16 protein-coding genes are annotated in these 16,039 nt (G+C 75.0%); 4 read left to right on the top strand and 12 right to left on the bottom strand.

Annotated elements, in window-relative coordinates:
- Window positions 1–12: 12 nt before the first annotated feature.
- From LPU61_RS20520 to LPU61_RS20500, 5 genes are all read right to left on the bottom strand, one after another.
- A complete protein-coding gene (locus LPU61_RS20520) occupies window positions 13–1,491 on the bottom strand; it encodes a HAMP domain-containing sensor histidine kinase (protein WP_229405757.1) in 1,479 nt (492 codons plus the stop codon).
- Complete coding sequence (locus LPU61_RS20515; RefSeq protein WP_229405756.1) at window positions 1,484–2,179, bottom strand: response regulator transcription factor; 696 nt, start codon at window positions 2,177–2,179, stop codon at window positions 1,484–1,486. The genes LPU61_RS20520 and LPU61_RS20515 overlap by 8 nt, the downstream gene beginning before the upstream one ends.
- Before the next feature lie 69 nt (window positions 2,180–2,248).
- Window positions 2,249–2,758, bottom strand: coding sequence for a hypothetical protein (locus tag LPU61_RS20510; RefSeq protein ID WP_043960849.1), 510 nt, complete (start codon window positions 2,756–2,758; stop codon window positions 2,249–2,251).
- Between the two features lie 81 nt (window positions 2,759–2,839).
- Entirely contained in the window at window positions 2,840–3,874 is a 1,035-nt protein-coding gene (locus LPU61_RS20505) for a phosphotransferase (protein ID WP_229405755.1), read from the bottom strand.
- A gap of 58 nt (window positions 3,875–3,932) precedes the next feature.
- Window positions 3,933–5,105, bottom strand: coding sequence for an acetyl-CoA C-acyltransferase (locus LPU61_RS20500; protein ID WP_229405754.1), 1,173 nt, complete (start codon window positions 5,103–5,105; stop codon window positions 3,933–3,935).
- A gap of 127 nt (window positions 5,106–5,232) precedes the next feature.
- On the opposite strand from LPU61_RS20500, the gene LPU61_RS20495 reads away from it, so the two are divergent.
- Window positions 5,233–5,742 carry a PH domain-containing protein gene (locus tag LPU61_RS20495; RefSeq protein ID WP_229405753.1) on the top strand — a complete coding sequence of 170 codons (510 nt, stop codon included), beginning with the start codon at window positions 5,233–5,235 and terminating at the stop codon, window positions 5,740–5,742.
- 514 nt (window positions 5,743–6,256) lie between these two features.
- Here the strand turns inward: LPU61_RS20495 and LPU61_RS20490 are convergent.
- Together LPU61_RS20490 and LPU61_RS20485 are read right to left on the bottom strand one after the other, a co-directional pair.
- Window positions 6,257–7,168, bottom strand: coding sequence for a rhomboid family intramembrane serine protease (locus tag LPU61_RS20490; protein ID WP_043960852.1), 912 nt, complete (start codon window positions 7,166–7,168; stop codon window positions 6,257–6,259).
- Between the two features lie 64 nt (window positions 7,169–7,232).
- On the bottom strand, window positions 7,233–7,763 hold the full coding sequence (locus tag LPU61_RS20485; protein WP_043960853.1) for a peptidylprolyl isomerase: 531 nt from the start codon (window positions 7,761–7,763) through the stop codon (window positions 7,233–7,235).
- A gap of 84 nt (window positions 7,764–7,847) precedes the next feature.
- Between LPU61_RS20485 and LPU61_RS20480 the strand changes: the two genes are divergently transcribed.
- Entirely contained in the window at window positions 7,848–8,582 is a 735-nt protein-coding gene (locus tag LPU61_RS20480) for a hypothetical protein (RefSeq protein WP_229405752.1), read from the top strand.
- 117 nt (window positions 8,583–8,699) lie between these two features.
- Here LPU61_RS20480 and corA read toward each other — a convergent pair whose 3' ends face one another.
- A complete protein-coding gene (gene corA, locus LPU61_RS20475; protein ID WP_043960855.1) occupies window positions 8,700–9,848 on the bottom strand; it encodes a magnesium/cobalt transporter CorA in 1,149 nt (382 codons plus the stop codon).
- 399 nt (window positions 9,849–10,247) lie between these two features.
- Window positions 10,248–11,342, bottom strand: a complete 1,095-nt coding sequence (locus LPU61_RS20470; protein WP_043960857.1) for a PLP-dependent aminotransferase family protein — start codon at window positions 11,340–11,342, stop codon at window positions 10,248–10,250.
- Between the two features lie 234 nt (window positions 11,343–11,576).
- Here LPU61_RS20470 and LPU61_RS20465 point away from each other — a divergent pair, with 234 nt between their 5' ends.
- A complete protein-coding gene (locus LPU61_RS20465) occupies window positions 11,577–12,407 on the top strand; it encodes a 3'(2'),5'-bisphosphate nucleotidase CysQ (RefSeq protein ID WP_229405751.1) in 831 nt (276 codons plus the stop codon).
- Window positions 12,408–12,445: 38 nt separating this feature from the next.
- Complete coding sequence (locus LPU61_RS20460; protein WP_052503559.1) at window positions 12,446–13,594, top strand: hypothetical protein; 1,149 nt, start codon at window positions 12,446–12,448, stop codon at window positions 13,592–13,594.
- A 6-nt stretch (window positions 13,595–13,600) separates the two neighbouring features.
- Here LPU61_RS20460 and LPU61_RS20455 read toward each other — a convergent pair whose 3' ends face one another.
- From LPU61_RS20455 to LPU61_RS20445, 3 genes are read right to left on the bottom strand one after another with little or no spacing between them, the layout of a single operon-like run.
- Window positions 13,601–14,551, bottom strand: a complete 951-nt coding sequence (locus LPU61_RS20455) for a glycosyltransferase family A protein (protein ID WP_043960859.1) — start codon at window positions 14,549–14,551, stop codon at window positions 13,601–13,603.
- The gene (locus tag LPU61_RS20450; RefSeq protein ID WP_077935230.1) at window positions 14,548–15,513 is read right to left on the bottom strand and encodes a sulfotransferase; all 966 of its coding nucleotides are present in this window, start codon (window positions 15,511–15,513) and stop codon (window positions 14,548–14,550) included. The genes LPU61_RS20455 and LPU61_RS20450 overlap by 4 nt, the downstream gene beginning before the upstream one ends.
- Complete coding sequence (locus tag LPU61_RS20445) at window positions 15,501–16,037, bottom strand: glycosyltransferase (protein WP_082106348.1); 537 nt, start codon at window positions 16,035–16,037, stop codon at window positions 15,501–15,503. Before LPU61_RS20445 ends, LPU61_RS20450 begins: the two co-directional genes overlap by 13 nt.
- Between the last annotated feature and the right edge of the window lie 2 nt (window positions 16,038–16,039).

Genomic DNA, 16,039 nt, shown 5'->3' with positions numbered 1-16,039 from the left:
GCTCAGGGGGCGTCAGCGCGATGTTCGGGTCAGGTAAGGGTCGGCCGGCAGCCGCACGGTGAACGCCGCGCCGCCCTCGGCGGCGTGACCGGCGGAGATCTCCCCGCCCAGCCGGCGGACCAGCCCGGCGGCGAGCGCCAGCCCGAGGCCGCTGCCGACCTTGCGTACCCCCCGGTAGCGCGCGTGCAGCGCACCCCGGTCGAACGCCACCGCCAGGTCGTCGTCGGTGAAGCCGGGGCCGCCGTCGCGCACCTCCAGGATCCCGCCGGCAGCCGGGTCGGCTCCGGCGGGCCGGGCCGCGAGCACCACCGGCGCACCCGGGGGTACGACCCGCAGCGCGTTCTCCAGCAGCCCGTCGACCACCTGCCGGATGCGCCCCGGATCGGTGTACGCGGGCACCACGCCGTCGGGGATCTCCATGCGGAACGTCACCCCCACCGCCGCGCAGCGGTCGGCCCACGTGTGCTCCGCGTCGGCGGCCAACCGGGCCAGGTCGACCGGCACCGGTTCGAGGGGGAAGTCGGCGGCCTCCAGCCGGGCCAACGCGAGCAGGTCGCGGACCAGCCGGTCCAGGTGCTCGGCCTCGGCCAGCATGGTGCGCCCGGTGCGCGGCGTGTCGTCCGCGTCGATCACCCCGTCGGCCAGCGCCTCGGCGTACCCGCGGATGGCGGTGAGCGGGGTGCGCAGCTCGTGGGAGACGGAGAGCAGGAACTCCCGCTGCCGGTCCTCGCTGGTGGCCAGCGCGGCGGCGAGCCCGTTCAGGGCCAGCGCCAGCTCGGCGACCTCGTCGGGCGGCTCGACCGGCACCCGGACGGCCCGGTCACCGGCGCTGAGCCGGGCGGCGGCGGTCGCGGCGACGCGGATCGGGCGGGCCAGCCGGCGGGCCAGCAGCATCCCGGCCGCCAGGCCGGCGGCCAGCCCGGCGAGCAGCGGCAGCCAGAGGCCCCGGACGACCCGCCCCCACAGGCCGGGGGTGGCGGGCCGGGTCAGCACCACGCCGTCCCCGCCGGCCAGCGGTCGCCCCTCGACGAGGGCGCGCTCGCCGGAGACCAGCCGCCGGCCGGAGACGGTGTTGCCGGCGGCGACCCGGTTGACGACCTGCCGGGGCAGGCCGGCACGGTCGACCGTGCCGGCGCGGATCACGTACACGTCGATGTCCTGCTCCTGGAGCTGGCGGATCAACCGTTCGCCCGCCGCGTCCCGCTGCCTCGGGGCCCGCACGCGCAGCACGTCGGCGGCGAGCCGCGCCTGCGCCGCGAGCGCCTCCTGGTCGCGTCGCTCCTGCCCGCGCACCGCCAGCGGGACCGCGACGAGCGCGGTGACCAGCACCGAGACGAGGGCGACCGCGCAGGTGACGAGCACCGCGCGGGCCGTGAGCGTACGCCCGGGGCGACGCCGTCGCGGGCCGGCCGGCCGCGGGCCGATCACCGGCAGCGCGACGGTGGGCTGGGCCGGCACGGACTCCCCCGGCGTCGCCGGTCGGTCAGCCATCGGCGGCGTACCCGACGCCCCGGTGCGTGCGGATCACCCCGGCCGCCCCGCCCAGCTTGGCCCGGACCTGCGCCACGTGCACGTCGACGGTGCGGGTGCCGGAGTGGGCCGCGTACCCCCAGACGCCGGCCAGCAACTCCTCGCGGGTGAAGACCCGGCCGGGGCGGGCCATCAGGTGCGCGAGCAGGTCGAACTCGGTCGACGTGAGCTGCACCGGATCGCCGGACACGGTCACCGTGCGGCGGGTCGGGTCGAGGGTGACCGGGCCGACCGTCCGGGGCCGCTCCACGCCCTCCGGCACGCCCGCCGTGCGGCGCAGCACCGCGCGGACCCGCGCCACCAGCTCGCGCGGGCTGAACGGCTTCGTCACGTAGTCGTCCGCGCCCAGCTCCAGACCGATGATCCGGTCCACCTCGTCGTCGCGCGCGGTGAGGAAGAGCACCGGCGTCCAGTCGCCGGCCTCGCGCAGCCGCCGGCAGATCTCGGTGCCGGCGAGCCCGGGCAGGGCGATGTCCAGGACACAGGCGACCGGGCGCAGCCGGCGGGCGGCGGACAGCCCCGCCGCGCCGTCGCGTTCCAGATGGACGCCGAAACCGTCCCGCGTCAGGTAGAGCCGGACCAGCTCGGCGATCGCCGGCTCGTCCTCGACGACGAGGACCAGCCCGCGCTGCGGTGCGTCGACGGTCACCGGACCATGATTGCCGACCACCGCCCGACCGAGGGCGTCAGGACATGTTCGGATCAGGTAAGGACCCGATCAGTGCACCACGACGGGCCGGAACGCGGCACCCCGGGCAGCGGTCGGCGCGTCGCCGATGGCGGCCACCACCCGCTCCCGCGAGCTGCGCAGCCGGGTGCTGAACGCGTGGTGCAGCAGCGCGTCGAGCTGCCACACCTGCCTCGGGTGCTGGACGCGGATGACGAAGCGTTCCCGCACGCCGTCGATGGCCGTGGCGGCCAGCTCGACCGCCGGCTGACGCGGGTCGGCGCTCCAGGTGACGTCGCTCAGCTCGCCCAGCTCGGCGTTGAGGTGCAGGCGGAGCCGGTGCAGCACCCGGGTCTGCCGGGTGACCACGAGCCGGCGGTGGGTGAGCAGCAGCAGGTATTCGCCGGCCGCCCGGTCGGGTCGGCCGCACCGGGCGACCAGGACGCTGGCGTCGCCGGCGCCGACGCAACGGCGGAAGACCGGCACGTGCCGGCTGACGGCCTGCACCGCCAGCCCGGTCTCGGCGGCGGCCGGAAGGAACGTGCGGGAGAAGACGTCCATGACGTGACCAACGAGCCCGCCCCGCGCCTGATATGGGCAACCGCCAATCTACGGAACTTCCACGTGCGCGGTGGACGGCTGTCAGAGGCGGTCGGGTTCGAACAGCTCGGCGAGCCAGCCGGGGACCGCCTCGGCGTACTCGGCGCGGGCCGGGTCCGGCGTGCTCAGCGCGCGCCGCCAGGACAGCGCCCGGCTGACCTTGGTCACCGTGACCGCCAGGGCGGCCGCCTCCCGCAGGTCGGCCCGGTCGTGCCGGTCGGTCCACGGTTCGAGGTACGCGTCGCGCAGCCGCAGCAGCACCGGGTCGCCGTCGGGCAGCTCGAAGGAGTGCGCCACGGAGTTCAGGGTCACCAGCAGCGTGCCGAACGGATGGGCGACGGAGGCGTCCCCCCAGTCGAAGAAGCGGTGGTCGGCGGCGAACACGTTGCCGTCGTGCAGGTCGTCGTGCTGCACGCTGGCGGGCACCCCGAACGCGGCGAGCCGGCGGCAGCGGTCGGCGTACTCGGGAAGGAACGCCCGCAGCCGCGCCGACGTCTCGGGGGTGAGGCCGCCCTGCACGCCGAGGAGTAGGGCGTCGGGGTCGTCGAGCAGCCCCGCGAGGAGGGCGGGCAGCGCCTCGGGGCGGTGGTCCGGCACCCCGAGGGCCAGCAACTCGCCGACCCGGGGCGCGACGGCGCGCTGGAACGCCGCGTACCGGGGGAGGACGCGTTCCCAGACGGCCGGGTCGCGGTGCCGGGCGAGCGCGTCGCGCAGGGTCTCGCCGCCGTCGGGCAGCAGCGACCACCCCAGGTCGGCGTCGACCGCCACCGGGTCGGGCACCCGGCCGGGGGCGATCCGGGCCAGCGCGCCGAGCAGCCCGGCCTCGAAGCGGGTGCCGGCGTTGTTGGCCTTGAACCAGTACGGGCCGGCGTCGGTGGGCACCCGCCACACCAGTGACCAGGGCCGGAGGCGGGGTTCCACCGGCCCGGTGATCCGACGGCCGACCCGGTCGAGCCGCCCGGCGACCCAGTCGTGGGCGCGGGCCTGCCAGCCCGGGTCGGCCCAGTCGGTGGACGGCGTCGGGGCGTCGGCGGGCGGGGTCAGCGCGTCGGCGGGCGATGTCGGTGCGTCGGTCACGGTGGGCAGGGTAGGCAGCGCCGTGCCGGCCGGCGAGGGGTTTTCCCCGCCCGCCCGCTCAGAGCAGCTCGACGATGGTGGCGTTGGCCATGCCGCCGCCCTCACACATGGTCTGCAGGCCGTAGCGGATGCCGTTGTCGCGCATGTGCTGGAGCATCGTGGTCATGATCCGGGCCCCGGACGCGCCGAGCGGGTGCCCCAGGGCGATCGCGCCGCCGCGCGGGTTCAGCCGCTCCGGGTCCGCCTCCGTCTCGGCCAGCCAGGCCAGCGGCACCGGGGCGAACGCCTCGTTCACCTCGTACACCCCGATCTCCTCGATGCCCAGCCCCGCGCGGCGCAGGGCCTTCGCGGTGGCCGGGATGGGCGCGGTGAGCATGGTGACCGGGTCGTCGGCGGCGACCACGGCGGTGTGCACCCGGGCCAGCGGGCGCAGGCCGTGGCGGCTGGCCCACTCGGAGGTGGTGACGGCGAGCGCGGCGGCCCCGTCGGAGATCTGGGACGCGGACCCGGCGGTGACCACGCCGTCGGCGCGGAAGGGGGTCTTCAGCCCGCCCAGCCTCGCCAGCGAGGTGTCCCGGCGGATGCCCTCGTCGGCGGCGAACTTGCCGCCGTCGGCCAGCGCCACCGGGGCCAACTCCGGGTCGAACGCGCCGGCGGCCTGCGCGGCGGCGGCCTTGACGTGGCTGGCGAGGGCGAACTCGTCGAGCTGCGCCCGGGAGAAGTGCCAGCGGGCGGCGATCAGCTCGGCGCCGACGCCCTGGTTGAACGGCAGCGGCTCGTCCCCGGCGAAGCCCTCGACGCCCCGGTAGCGGTCGCGGACCTGGGCGCTGAACGGCGTGCCGCCGACGACGCTGGAGCCCATCGGCACCCGGGTCATCGACTCGACGCCGCCCGCGACGACCAGGTCGGCCTGCCCGGACAGGACGGTGGCGGCGGCGAAGTGCAGGGCCTGCTGGCTGGAGCCGCACTGCCGGTCCAGCGTGGTGCCGGGCACCGACTCGGGCCAGCCGGCGGCGAGGACGGCGTTGCGGGCGACGTTCCACGACTGCTCGCCGACCTGGGACACGCAGCCCCAGACGACGTCGTCGACCTGCGCGGGATCGATCCCGGTGCGCTCGGCGAGGGCCCGCAGCACGTGGGCCGAGAGGTCGACCGGGTGTACGGCGGCGAGGCTGCCCTCGCGCCGCCCGACCGGGGTGCGTACCGCACCGACGATGACCGCGTCACTCATGTTTACTCCCCGGTAACCTGGCTGCCCCGATAGTACGTCTTCCGCCGCCCGGCCGTCCCCCCGCGCCGGCCGGGCCGGTCGGGGGCGGGCCCCTGTCACGGGTGGGCCCGGCTGGCATCCTGGTGGGATGGAGTCGGCACTGACCCCCGCAGCACCGTCGGCCCGGCAGTGGCGGGTCCCGCCCACCCTGCCGGCGCTCAAGCTGGTCGGCGCGGCGGCGCTGGTCGGGCTCGGGCTGGTGTTCGCCGACGGCGACCGGGTGCGGCTGGTGCTCGCCGGGGTGCTGGCCGCCGGACTGGTCGGCTGGGCGCTGCGGGACCTGCTGGCCCCGGTGCGGCTCGCGGTCGATCCGGCGGGGATCACGGTGGTCCGGGGCTTCGCGGGCCGGCGTCGCCTCGACTGGGGCGCCGTCGAGGCGATCACCGTGGACCGGCGGCCCCGGCTGGGCCTGTCCACGGAGATCCTGGAGATCGACGCGGGCGAGTCGCTGCACCTGTTCGGCCGCTACGACCTGGACGCCCCGCCCGGTGAGGTGGCCGACGCGCTGCGCGCCGCCCGCGCCCGGTCGACGACCGGGATGGGTGAGCCGGGCGGCCCCGGCGGCGCGGGCGGGCCGGGCGGGCTGGATCGCCCCTAGCTTGTCGCGCCCGAGCCGCCGCCGCGGTCCGGGCGACGGCCCGGCGGCGGCTCCGCGTCCTGCCGCCCTGTCGTCCCGCCGTCCCGCCGCTTCGCCGTTCCGCCGACGCCACTCGGAGGCACGACGATCATTCTCGGGCCCGGTGACGGAAAGCAACGAGCCAGCGCGGGGCCAACCACCTGCTCCGGCCCTTTGCTCTGCACCCGGATACGCAACGGTCTACATAGCGCAACCGGTCGTCACCACCCCCGCCCTTGACCATCCCGCGTCAACGCAGCTCAGGCTGATGCTGCTTATATGGGTGCAGAGCAAAGGGAGCGCCGGGCGTGGTGGCAGGCCGGCAGGAGAACACTCGGAGTGAGATCGGCCGGCCGGCGGGGACCGCCCCGCCATGACGCACGGAGAGTGGGCACAGCCTGTGCGGCGGCCGGCGTTCCCGGGCCAGGGCCCGCCGCCTCCGGCCGACCGGGGCCGGACGGGGCTGAACGGGGCCGACCAGGGCTGAACGGGCCGGCTAGCCGGTCAGCGTCAGGGTGCGCACGACCGCCAGGGCGAGCAGCGCCACCAGCAGGACGGCCGCGCCGGCGACCTGGAACAGCGTCCGCCGGGACCGGGGCGCGTACGCCAGCACCAGCGCCATGGCCCCGCCGGTCACCAGGCCGCCGAGGTGACCCGGGATGGAGATGCCCGGCACGGTCAGGGTGAAGACCAGGTTGATCACCAGGACCGGCAGCACCGAGGAGATGTCCCGCCCCATCCGGCGTTCGATCACGATCAGCGCGGCGAAGAGGCCGAAGATCGCGGTCGACGCGCCGGCCGTGGTGGCGTTCTCGGCGCTGAACAGGTAGGCCGCCACGTTCCCGCCGAGGCCGGCGATCAGATAGAGGGCGAGGAAACGCAGCGGGCCGAGGTTGGCCTCCAGGGACCGCCCGAGCACCCACAGTGCCCACATGTTCAGCAGCAGGTGCACGATGCCGTAGTGCAGGAACATCGCGGTGACCAGGCGGTACCACTCGCCCTGGGCGATGCCGTGCACACTGCCGTCGGGGAAGAGAGCCTGCCCGAGCACCGAGCCCCAGTCGGTGAGCGGGGTGCTGCCACCCATCAGGCCACCGAACCCGGAGCCGCCGGCCAGCGCGTCCCCGCCCCGGTCGGAGGCGATGGACAGGAGCATGAGCAGCACGTTGAGCGCGATGAGTGCCTTGGTGACGTAGCCGAGGCGGCCGACGGCACCGCCACCGAAGGCGGTGCGCGCCGGCCGCACGCTGCGGCGTCCCTCGTCCACGCACTCCGGGCACTGGTGCCCGACCGAGGCGTCCCGCATGCAGTCGGGGCAGATCGGCCGGTCGCAGCGGGTGCAGCGGACGTACGTCTCCCGGCCGGGGTGCCGGTAGCAGACCGGGGTGGTCGGCGGGGACTCACTCACGGCTGCTGCCTCCCGGTGCGGCGGGGCGCTCGGTCATGCGAGCAAAGGTACCTCGCGCAGCCGGTCAGGCCGGGACGCGCTCGATCTCGACGCGCTCGATGACGACGTCCTGGAGCGGGCGGTCGCTCGGGCCGGTGGGGGTGTTGGCGATCGAGTCGACGACCTTCGCCGACGCCTCGTCGGCCACCTGACCGAAGATGGTGTGCCGGTTGTTCAGGTGCGGGGTCGGGCCGACGGTGATGAAGAACTGCGAGCCGTTGGTGCCGGGCCCGGCGTTCGCCATGGCCAGCAGGTACGGCCGGTCGAAGCGCAGCTCGGGGTGGAACTCGTCACCGAACTTGTAGCCCGGACCGCCGCGACCGGTGCCGGTCGGGTCGCCCATCTGGATCATGAAGCCGCTGATCACCCGGTGCGAGATCGTGCCGTCGTAGTACGGCCCACTGCCCGGCTGACCCGTACGCGGGTCGATGTACTCCTTGTTGCCCTCGGCCAGGTCCACGAAGTTGCGAACCGTCTTCGGCGCGTGGTTGGGGAACAGCTCCAGCCGGATCGGGCCGGCGTTGGTGTGCAAGGTGGCGTAGACAGCCTCGGCCACGGGTACTCCTCAGTCGTTGGTCAGTTCCATGCGGATCCTCCCATGTGCCCGTTCTGGCAGTGCGGAGGCATCCGAAGGTGGAGGATGACGAAGGAACAACTCCCAGGAGGTGGGACCGTGTTTGGAATCGTGCGGCGCAAGACCCAGGGGCAGCTGGCGAGGGCCGAGCTGAACCAGGGCATCGGCCACCTGCGGCAGGCTGCGACGTACGCCGCCAAGGGTGCCGGCGCCACGGTCGGCCCGCGGGTCCAGGCGGCCCGGGGAGCCGTCGCGCCGACCGCCCTCGTGGTGCGGGACCGGGCGTCCAGCGGTCTCGCGTCGACGGTCGCGGCCCTCGCGCCGCTCGCCCTGGCCGTCCGTAACGCGCAGGCCGAGGCGGCCGGGAAGGCCGTCGCGGGGAAGAAGGCCGCCGCCGCGCGGCAGGCCGCCGTGAGCAGGAAGGTCAAGGCGAAGAGCATGAAGGCGAAGCGGAAGCAGAAGCGTTCGCGGGGCACGATGGTCGGCCTGCTGGCCGCCGGCACGGTCGCCGGCCTGGCCGGCGCCATGGCGCTGCGCCGCCGCCGCGAGCAGCAGGAATGGTCCGAGTACGACCCGACCCGCACCCTGGAGCCGGCCCGCGACGAGGTGGACACCCTGGTCGTGGAGACCCCCTCGGCCAACTCCTCCACCCCCCGGCCCGCCGCCCAGCCGGTGGTCCACCCGACCGACAAGGTCCCCTCGGTCGCCGAGGGCGCCCGCGACGTCTCCGGCCGCCCGGCCGACAACCTCGACAAGGCACTCAGCAAGGAGAAGACGGCCGGTTCCGGCGGTCGCCGCTGACCCTCGTGCCACCGCCCGCGGCGCGGCGACGACCCCCGTCGTCCCGCGCCGTGGGCGATGTCGGCACAGCCAGCCGCTACGGCGGAGCCGTCAGAGGCAGCCGCTGCGGCGGAGCCGTCAGAGCCAGCCGTTTCGGCGGAACCAGCGGTAGAGCGCGAGCGAGATGGCGAGCATCAGGGCGAGCACGACCGGATAGCCGTACGTCATCTTGAGCTCCGGCATGTTCTCGAAGTTCATGCCGTAGATGCCGGCGATGGCGGTCCAGACCGCCGCGATGGCCGCCCAGGCCGCGATCTTGCGCATGTCGTTGTTCTGGTCGACTGTGACCTGCGCCAGCCGCGCCTGGAGGATCGAGTTGAGCAGGTCGTCGTAGGAGTTGACCTGTTCGACGGTGCGGCTGAGGTGGTCCTGCACGTCCCGGAAGTAGCGCCGCACCTCCTGCGGGATCTCCCGGCTGACCTGCGCGGTGAGGGTCATCAGCGGGCGTTGCAGCGGGACGACGGCCCGCTTGAACTCGACCAGTTCCCGCTTCATCTGGTAGATCCGCTGGATCCGGCCGCTGCTCTGCCGGTCGAACACGTCAGCCTCCAGGACGTCCAGGTCGTCCTCCAGCTGGTCGGCCACCTCCAGGTAGACGTCGACCACGCGGTCGGTGATCGCGTACGCGACGGCCCAGGGGCCGTGCGCCAGCAGGTCGTGCTTGGCCTCCAGGTCGGCGCGGACCGGGGCGAGCCGGCAGGCGTCGCCGTGCCGGACGCTGATCACGAAGTTCGGGCCGATGAAGAGCATCACCTGGCCGGTCTCGACGACCTCCGAGTTCTCGGTCAGCTCGTCGTGCTCGCAGTAGCGGGCGGTGCGCAGCACCAGGAAGCTGACCTCGCCGAAGCGTTCCAGCTTGGGCCGCTGCTGGGCCTTGACGGCGTCCTCGACGGCCAGCTCGTGCAGGCCGAAGGTGGCGGCGATCGCCGTCATCTCCGCCAGCTCCGGCTCATGCAGGCCGATCCAGACGAAGCCGCGCTCGCGGCGGGCGGCGGCCAGCGCCTCCGCGTAGTGCCGGTCGCCAGGCTGCCGCCGGCCGTCGACGTAGAGGGCGGAGTCCATGACCGCGCTGCGGCCGGTGCCGGTGCCGGCCGGTACGGCGGTGCGCTGGCTGCCGTCGGCGTTGAGGATCCGGGTCATCGCCCGCACCGGGGCCCAGGCCCGGGGCTTGATCGCCCGCGCGCCCGTGGGCGACGTGGCCTCGTTCCGCTCCGTCCGGTCCGACATGGCGACCCCCTCCCCACGCTGCCGCGACCGCCGATGCCGCCGCGGGTTGCAGGGTACGCCCGCCGGAGGCGGATCGACCGCCGCCCGCCGCAGCGCGGGCCGACCGCCACCGCACGCCGCACGGCGGGCCCGACCGACGCTGCCGCCGGGACCGGTCGGGTCGGGGCGGCGCCGGGTGGGCCGGGTCGCATCAGGGGGGTGAGGGGCGGCCCGGCCCACCCGACGCCCTTGGGGGCGGGGGTGATGCCTCGCGCGCCGCCGGCCGGGCCGCCGGGCCCGCGTCGGGGCAGGCAGGCCGGCCGGTGTGAACGGCGCTCGCAGCATTGTGGGCCGTGGATCGGCCGGGCGGGAGACCCCACCCGGCCCACACCACCGTGTTGTGACCAAACTGACAGGCAATCAGCCCCGAACGGCCGCCATCGCCTCCGCGAGTCGACGAACACCCTCGTCGATCCGGTCGGCCGTGACCGCCGAGAAGGCCAGCCGGAGGGCGTGCTGCCCGCCGTCGACCACGAAGTCACTGCCCTTGACGACCGCCACGCCACGCTCGGCCGCCGCCGGGGCGAGGCGGTCGACCAGCACGTCCTCGGGCAGCTCGACCCAGAGGAAGTAACCGCCGTCCGGCTCGACGAAGCGCGCCTCGGGGATGTGCCGGCGCAGCGACTCGGCGAGCACCCGGGCCCGCTCGCCGAGGGCGGTGCTGACCTTCTCGATCGAGCGGGTGATGTCGCCGGAGACGCAGAACTGGTGCACGATCGCCTCGGACACCATGCCCGGCGAGATGTAGAGGCTGGTGGCCTTCTTCGCGATGTCGCCGATCAGGTCCGCCGGCCCGACCAGGTAGCCGACCCGTACGCCGGGGCAGACCGTCTTGGTGAAGCTGGAGGCGTGCACCACCACGCCCCGGGTGTCCATCGACAGCATCGAGGGCAGCGGCTCGCCCCGGAACCGGATGTCGGCGTACGGGTCGTCCTCGAAGAGGGTGAAGCCGTACTCGGCGGCCAGGTCGAGCAGTTCCCGCCGCTTGTCCAGCGACAGCGTGACGCCCGCCGGGTTCTGGTAGTTCGGGATGACGTGGGCGAGCTTGGGGCGTACCCCGGACTCCAGCAGCTTGCGCAGCTCGGCGGTGTCCAGGCCGTCGGGCTGGACGGTCACGCCGTGGACCTCGCCGCCCATCCGCTGGAGGTTGAGCAGCGTCCGGTCGTACGTGGGACGCTCCACCACGACCGAGTCGCCGGGCCGGACCAGGTGGTCGAAGAGGAACGCGTCGGCCTGGAGCGAGCCGTTGGTCACGAGCACCTGGTCCGCCTCGACGCCGTGCTTGTCGGCGATCCACTTCCGCAGGGGCGGGTACCCGACGGAGGTGCCGTACGCCGTGACCCCGGCGGGGTCGGCGTCGAAGGCGCGGACGGCGGCGGCCTTGAGCCCCTCGACATCGACGATGTCCAGCGAGGGAGCGCCACGGGCGAAGGAGATCAGCTGCTCGGCGGTCATGCGGACGAGCCTAGGGCCTGGCCCGGGCGCTCCGACCGGCATACACGCCAAGTTCAACATGCGGGCAGTCCACGGGCGGCGAACGGCCGACGCGGGGAGCACCGAAGGTGCGGGACACTCGTTGTCGATTATCGGACCGGTGTCTGGCCGCGACCGCGCGACCGCCGAAGGATGGCGTCCGCCGGACGGCGCAGGACGGTCCGGCGGTGGCACCGGAGGAGTGGTGAGTTTCACGTGACCGAGGACGGTACGGGTCGGCTCGACGACCAGGCGTTCGCCGAGTGGCTGGCCGGCGAGGCCGGCGTGGCGCTGACCGCGCTCCGCGCCGAGCAGGGCTTCGCCGACGCGAAGGCGCTCAAGGACGCCGGCGACAAGGTCTCCCACGACCTGATGTCGACGGCCCTGGCCCGGTGGCGTCCGGCCGACGCGGTGCTCTCCGAGGAGCAGGCGGACAGCCGGCGGGCCTGGGCCGACGACCCGTCCGCCGGGGACCGGCCGACCCGGCTCACCGCCGACCGGGTGTGGATCATCGACCCGCTGGACGGCACCCGCGAGTTCTCCGAGTCCGGGCGCGACGACTGGGCGGTGCACGTGGCGCTGTGGCAGCGTTCGGCCGGCCCGGACGGCGCGCTGGTCGCGGGCGCGGTCGGCATGCCGGCCCGGACCGGCCCCGACGGCACGCCGCTGGTGCTCGGCAACCGGGTCCCGGCCGCGCCGGCCGTCGACGGGCCGCTGCGGATCGCGGTGAGCCGCAGCCGCCCGCCCGCGTTCGTCAGCGAGCTGGTCGAGGGCATCGGTGCCAAGGCGGTGCCGATGGGCTCGGCCGGGGTGAAGGTCTGCGCGGTGGTCACCGGCGAGGTCGACGCGTACGTGCACGCCGGCGGCCAGTACGAGTGGGACTCGGCGGCCCCGGTCGCCGTGGCCCTCGGCGCGGGCATGCACGCGTCCCGGATCGACGGCTCGCCGCTGCGCTACAACCGGGACGACCCGCGCCTTCCGGACCTGCTGGTGTGCCGGCCGGAGCACGCGGGGTCCCTGCTCGCGGCCATCGACCGCTACCGTTGACGACGCCCGCTTCCGGCACCGCCGATCCGAGGAGGGTCATGAGCACCGGCCCCACCGCCGCGCCCACCCTCGCGCCAGCCCCGCCCGAGCCCGACCCGCCCCGTCGCCGGCGGCGGCTGCTGCTCGGCCGCTGGTGGCTGCTGCCGCTGACCGCCGGCGCGCTCGTGCTGGGCACCACGGTCGCCCTCGCCACCAACGGTGACCTGCCCGGCCGGCCGGCACCGACGGGCACCGACGCCACCGGCGGCAAGGCCGGCCTCGGCCCGGCAGCCACCGGCAGCCGCCCCACGCCGGGCGGCAACGAGGGCTTCGGCGCGGGCCCCAGGTCGGGCTCGCCGAGCCCGAGCGTCAGCGGCGGGGCCACCTCGGGTGGCTTCCCGGGCAGCCGGAACACGCTGCCGGGAGCGAGCATCTACCTGCAGAACGGCGAGAGCTTCGCCGCCGGGCTCGCCCGGTCCGACCGCAGCTACGGCCCGCTGCGCATGGTCCGGGTCTTCTATCCGGGGCTGCCGCCGTCCTGGTCGGGCTCCCGCGCCGACGTCGCCGACCGGACGGTGGTCGTCTCGTTCAAGGCCCCGCCCGGTGAGGTGGCCGCCGGCAGGCACGACTCGCGGCTCGCCGCCTGGTTCCGCTCCGTGCCCCGGGACCTCGACGTCTACTGGTCCTACTTCCACGAGCCGGAGGACGACATCGAGCGCGGCTCGTACACGGCCGCCCAGTACCGGTCCGCGTGGAAGCGCCTCGCCGGCCTCGCCGACCGGGCCGGCAACGCCCGGCTGCGGTCCACGCTCATCCTGATGTGCTGGACGCTCAACCCGAACTCCCGGCGCAGCTTCGACGACTACTGGCCGGGCGGGGACGCGATCGACGTGCTCGGCTGGGACTGCTACAACAGCGGCGGGAAATACAACAGGTACACCGACCCGGCGCAGGTCTTCACCCCGATGATCAACAAGTCGAAGGCGCTAGGCAAGCCGTGGGGGCTCGCAGAGACCGGCAGCGTCCGCATCGCCGGGGACAGCAGCGGCACCGGCCGGGCCGCATGGATCCGGTCGATGAGCCGCTACCTCGACGGGCAGCGCCCGCTGTGGGTGGCGTACTACGACTACGAGGTGGCCGGCGGCGACTTCCGGCTCCTCGACGCGCCGAGCCGCGAGGCGTGGCGAGCCTGGTGCGCCGCCTCCTGACGAGGCTCAGATGCCCCGGCCGCGCTTGTGCAGCGTACGCAGGACGCGGTCGGGGTCGACGGCCCGGCTGGCCACGGCCAGGGCCAGGTACGCGCGCGGCTCCCGGGGGTTGCGCGACAGCGTGCGCCGCGCCCAGCGCACGGCCTCGCCCCGGTTGCCCAGCGCCGCCTGGGCGAACGCGATCTGCCCGCTGACCCGGGCCTCGCCGGCCGGCACGGTGGCGAACTCCGGGTAGCGGCCGAGCAGCCACTGCAACGCCACGGAGATGGTCTCCCAGCGCTGGGCGAAGTATGACCGCTTGTGCCAGCGCACCGTCACGTACGGCTGCGCCAGGTTGACCAGCGGGGCGTGCCGGGCGGCCCGGAGCAGGAACTCGTAGTCCTCCGCGTAGCTGCCCGGGATCTCCTCGTCGACGAGCCCGATGCCGTCGAGCAGCGCGTCCCGGCGGATGAGGAACGTCGACGGGTGCAGCTCGGTGTGCCGGTCGCGCAGCAGGGCGGCCAGCGGCACCCGGTCGACGGGCAGCACCCGGTCGACCTGGCGGCCGTCGTAGTCGACGCGGATGCCGCAGCTCACGAACGCGCCGTCGCCGGCGGCGGCGAGCGCCGCCACCTGCGCGGCGAGCTTGCCGGGCAGCCACTCGTCGTCGTCGTCGCAGAACGCCACCAGGTCGCCGGTGGCGGCCAGGATGCCCGTGTTGCGGTTGCCGGCCAGGCCGGGGGTGCGCTGGTTGACCAGCACGGTGACCCGGGGGTCGTCGGCCAGCGACCGGTCCGGCTCGGACTGGTCGTAGACGACCACCACGTCGACCCGGCCCGGGTAGTCCTGGCCGAGGATCGCGTCGAGGGCCTTGCGCAGCAGCTCGGGGCGGTCCCGGGTGGGGACCACGGCGGTCACCGACGGGTACGTCGCGCCCGGCTCGGCCGTCGCGCCCGCGTCGTTCACCGGCTCGGTCATGGTGCCTCCGTGGAACCCGGGCGGCCGAGGCCGACGTATCCGTACCGCAGACGCAGGGGCAGCGTCGCGGCGCTCACCACCACCCGGCTGCGCGACGGCAGGGCCGTACGCCAGGCGTCGTCCTGCCGGACCCGCAGCGGGCCGGCGTTGAACCGCAGCGGGTTCCCGGCGATGCTGTGCGCCCGCCGCAGCGGCGCGGGCGACGGGTCGAGCACCCGCAGCGCCTCGGGGTCGTCGGGCAGGCCGGCGAAGCGGCGCAGCCGGGCGACCGTGCCGCGCGGGTCGGCGGTGAAGTCCTCGTAGCGCAGCCGGACCACCGGCGCGCGGGTGGCCAGCAAGTGGAACGCGGCGTTCTGCGCCGTCCACAGCTTGCTCACCGTGAACGGCGAGAAGGTCGGCATGTACGCCTCGGCGTCGACCACCTCGGGCCGGCGCACCTGCTTGGCCCACGAGTAGGCCACCGCCCGGCTGTCCCGCACCAGGTGCAGCACCCGCAGGTCGAGGTCGTCGGCCCAGCGCAGCGCGAACGCCGTGGACGCGTGCTTGCTGGAGTCCACCACCAGCCGCGCGCCGGTCACCGCCATCGCGGCGGCGTAGATGCGGGTGTAGAGGTCGGCGTAGCGGCGCACCTCGTCGAGCTGCGCGGCGGGCAGCTCGGCGCGGGCCAGCCGGGGGATGTGCCGGGTGCGGTCCACCGCGTCCTTGAGCGCCAGCACCTCGGCGCGGTCGACCGCCGACCAGCCGCCGAAGGCGTGCTCGCCGACGCGCTGCCAGAAGTCGCAGGCGGTGAACCGCTCGCCGCAGCCGCACCGCTCGTCGCCGCCGAGCGCCCGCTCCCACAGGTGCACCACCTCGCCGACGGCGCAGACGTCGGGGTGCTGGGCGAGGATCAGCTCCAGGAGGGTGGAGCCGCTGCGCCCCAGCCCGCCGACGAACAGCACCCGGGCGCTCACCGCCACCACCTGCGCCGGCCCGGCGCCCGGCTGGCACGGACCAGGTCCTCGACGATCCGGCCCACCGCCGTGGCGGCGGCGACCCGGGGGTCGGGCCGGTCCGGGTCGGCCGCGAGGGCGTACGTCAGCGGGTCCGCCACGCCCTTGTCGAGCGCCTCGACCAGGTCGGCCTCGGCCTCGACGAGCTTGACCATCCCGGCCGCGCCGAGCCGGCGGGCGAAGAGCTGCTGGTGGTTGTCGACGTGCTCGTCGCGGGTCGGATCCCGGGGCACCACGATCGGCAGGTGCCCGTGCCGGCGGGCCTCGGTGATGGTGGCGGGACCGCCGTGGCAGACCACCAGGTCCGCCTCGGTCATCGCCCGCTGGAGCTCGTCGTGGGCCAGGAACGGTGCCCCGCCCGGCACCCGGGGCGCGCGGCTGCGGCCGTGCTGCACGACGAGGCGGACCTCCGGCGCGGCGGCGTCGCGGCCGGTGTGCCAGCGTTCCAGCCAGTCGACCAGCCGGTCGAAGCGGTGCACGTCCGTGCCGACCATGG

It is taken from the genome of Micromonospora sp. NBRC 110038 (assembly GCF_020884815.1).
Lineage (GTDB): Bacteria > Actinomycetota > Actinomycetes > Mycobacteriales > Micromonosporaceae > Micromonospora > Micromonospora haikouensis.
The sequence above is the reverse complement of the archived record's forward strand: the minus strand, read 5'-3'. Positions and strand labels throughout refer to the sequence as shown.